At 38.5% G+C, this 3,104-nt stretch carries 2 protein-coding genes; both read left to right on the forward strand.

Features of this window, described 5'->3' with window-relative positions; translation table 11 throughout:
• On the forward strand, positions 1 to 534 hold a 534-nt coding region (locus ACP6PK_RS09325; protein ID WP_426559375.1), incomplete at its 5' end, for a WD40 repeat domain-containing protein.
• Between the two features lie 514 nt (positions 535 to 1,048).
• Positions 1,049 to 2,896, forward strand: coding sequence for an efflux RND transporter periplasmic adaptor subunit (locus tag ACP6PK_RS09330; RefSeq protein ID WP_426559376.1), 1,848 nt, complete (start codon positions 1,049 to 1,051; stop codon positions 2,894 to 2,896).
• The last annotated feature ends 208 nt before the right edge of the window (positions 2,897 to 3,104 follow it).

A 3,104-nucleotide genomic window follows, 5' to 3' on the forward strand; every position in this document is an offset into this window, starting at 1 on the left:
ATCGCCACTGCAAGTGATGACAAAACAGTAAAATTGTGGAACCTTGAAGGGAAATCATTGCAGACTCTCACCGGGCATGAGCATTCGGTCTTTGGTGTAGCATTTAGTCCGGATGGAGAGATTATTGCCACTGCAAGTGCTGACAAAACAGTAAAATTGTGGAACCTTGAAGGGAAATTATTGCAGACTCTCACCGGGCATGAAAATTATGTTTGGGGTGTAGCATTTAGTCCGGATGGAGAGATTATTGCTTCTGCCAGTAATGACAAAACAGTAAAATTGTGGAACCTTGAAGGGAAATTATTGCAGACTCTCATCGGCCATGAGGATGCGGTCTTTGGTGTAGCATTTAGTTCGGATGGAGAAATTATTGCCACTGCAAGTGCTGACAAAACACTGAAGCTTTGGAATAGTTGGAAGTTCGATCGCCTCCATGAATGGGGTTGCAACTGGATGCGCGACTACCTAGAAAATAACCCCAATGTCAGTGAAAGCGATAGACATTTGTGTGATGGTGTTGGGTTATTTCAGTGAACAGTTATCAGTTATCAGTTATCAGCCTTTGTTTGTAGTTTTGCTTTACCCCCTAAAATGAGATTGCTTCTCTCCACTCCGTTCCGCTCGCAATGACTTGGTTGTCCGCAGCGAGTGAAGCGTAGCGTAACGTGGCAATCTCTAGAATCTACTGTGAAACCATTGAGATTGCTTCTCTCCACTTCGTTACGTTCGCAATGACAACTGTTTAAAGGGAATTGATATTACTTAATTCTAAATCAAACTCTCTATTATAAATAGAATAAGCTGAAAAATTGAATAATTTAAGGTTTTTTTTATACTCTATAAAATAGATATTTAATCAAATGTAAACTTATCTGAACACTATTCCTTTGCTAGTGTAAATATTCTTAAAATACCGTCCTAAAAAAGGAAATTTTACCACGAACTTCATAGTTTATATGTTAGCATAAAGCATCAAATATTCAAAACTTAAATAATCCCATAATTACTTAAATTCAAAAGCTAGCTAAAACTTAGGAGATATTTACAAGTGAACTTAAGACCAATGGATAGCAAATTAGTCAAACAGGCTAAATATTGGCCCTTGGTATTATCTGCCCTGTTGTTAAGTTCCTGTGGAGGTAGCGCACCACCACCAGCACCCCCAGCTACAGCAGTCGAAATATCAAGAGTTGATGAGACTCAAGTTGCAGATAGTACAGAATATATTGCAACATTAGAAGGAAAAGAAAAAGCAATTATTAGACCTAGAGTCGATGGACAAATAAGCCAAGTATTTGCATCATTAGGGAACCGTGTGACCAAAGGAGACCCTATCCTGCAAATAGACCCTTCTCGACAACAGGCAGTTCTGGATAGTAATATTGCTCAAATAGGTTCAGCTAAGGCACAGTTGGATAGTTCACAAGCTCAACTCAGATCCTTAAGAGATGATAAAAGGGAATTAGTTGCAGAAAGAAACTTAATTTCTGAACGGTCTAACTTAGAAAGCACTCAAGCAAACCTCCGTCAAGAACGTCAAGAATTAAATAGGTTACTAGCAGAATTAAGCTCTCTATCTGAAGAAGCTAATTTACAAAATGCTGAAGCAAATCTCAGGTCAGAACGTCAAGAACTAAATAGATTAATTGCTGAATTGAATTCTTTATCTGAAGAAGCACAATTAGAAGATGCTCAAGCAAATTTACGAGCGCAGAGGGCGGAAAAAGATAGAAGAACAGCGGTACTAGAATATCAAAAAATTGAACAAGAAAGATTTTCTACATTATATGAACAAGGAGTAGTTCCCAAAGAAAGATTTGACCAAACTACTCGTGACATCAAACAAGCTGAAGCTGAAATAGATAATATCAAACAAGAAATTGAGGCAGCAGCAGCACGGGTAGATAGTGCCAAAAAAGATTTAGAACGTCGCACCACTACCCTAACCGCTCAAATAGCATCTCAAAGAGAAGTAATAGATGCAGCTAAAGCACAGGTAGAAAGTGCCAAAAAAGATTTAGAACGTCGCACCAGTACCCTAACTGCTCAAATAGCAGCTCAAAAAGAAGTTATAGATTCATCCAAAGCACAAGTAGAAACTGCTAGAACAGACTTAGAGCGTCGAATTGAGACTCTAGATGCTCAAATTGCTAGTCAAGACGAACTTATTGCATCTCAGGAAGCTCAGGTAAATACAACTCGTGCTGAACTACAACAAGCTCAGGCAAATGCTGTGGCAGAACAGGTGCAGTTACAATACTACGATATTGTTGCTCCTATTAATGGGGTACTTGGAAATGTAGTCCCAAAAGTGGGTGATTATGTAGACCCTCAAACTGAACTAACCAGTATTCAGGATAATAGCACTTTAGAAGTTAATATTGAGATTCCCATAGATCGACTGCCTCAAATTAGGCTAGGTACACGAGTTGATTTACTAAATCAAAGTACAGGTAAATTAATTGGTAACAGTCGGGTATCTTTTATATCTCCAGATGCAGGTTTAGGAACTCAAACTGTCTTAGTCAAGGCAATATATAACAATGCTCAGAAGAAACTACAAACTAACCAACAGGTAAGAGCAAGAGTTATCTGGGAAGAAGGTCAAGGTTTAACAATTCCAACTACAGCAGTTACTAAAATTGGAGACCAAGCTTTTGTTTTTCTCGCCGAAGAGAAAATAATGGATGGTGAGAAGAAGTTGGTGGCAACCCAGAAACCTGTACAGTTAGGAAGTATTCAAGGTCAAAATTATCAGGTAGTTGATGGATTGAAAGGTAGTGACAATATTGTAGTTGAGGGGGTTGTTAAGTTACGAAATGGGGTGTCAATTAAAGATAACTCTCAGCTAGGGAACCCAAGTGAATCTGAACCTGAAAAGTCACAGGATAAATAATCCGGATACATATAGCAATCTATGTAGAGATTGTAATAAAATTTTCTCTGGACTGACATATCTAAAATGGGGCAATATGTAGGGGCGGGTTTTAGCTAGAATTTTCATGCTGACTCATTGATTGATATAAACCCGCCCTAATGCACACCTATTATATAGAACCCCTGAAGGGGTCTATTTAAAATTAGAGATTGAGAGTAGGGGAGTG

The organism is Dapis hubbardiae BLCC-M172, from assembly GCF_050016015.1.
Classification (GTDB): domain Bacteria; phylum Cyanobacteriota; class Cyanobacteriia; order Cyanobacteriales; family Microcoleaceae; genus Trichodesmium.